The organism is Staphylococcus sp. EG-SA-14 (assembly GCF_017151935.1).
Lineage (GTDB): Bacteria > Bacillota > Bacilli > Staphylococcales > Staphylococcaceae > Staphylococcus > Staphylococcus aureus.
The window spans coordinates 1-252 of sequence record NZ_JACVZM010000090.1 but is presented as its reverse complement, the minus strand read 5'-3'; the positions used below and the strand labels follow the sequence as shown (position 1 = coordinate 252).

Annotated in this window: 1 pseudogene; it reads right to left on the bottom strand. The window is 34.5% G+C overall.

Annotated features, from left to right (window positions below):
* Positions 1 to 125: 125 nt before the first annotated feature.
* Positions 126 to 252 (bottom strand): annotated as a pseudogene (locus IDG63_RS14420) (recombinase family protein); the annotation flags it as partial.

Below are 252 nucleotides of genomic sequence, written 5' to 3'. Positions count from 1 at the left end.
CACATTAGATTTAAAACTGATTTTTAATACTAATGCTGTACTAAACTTTCCATCTGAGCACGCAAAAGCATTAGAGCGTAGAATTGCTGTTATTCCATGTGAATATTATGTTGAAAAAGCTGATCCCAACTTAACACCATTTCGATTTTATTATCCTTAACATCTTGTAATAGACGTTTCATTGCCGGACGACCTTCAATATTTTTACCTGAAATGCCTGAGTCAGTATATGTCTCATAGTCATAACCTGGG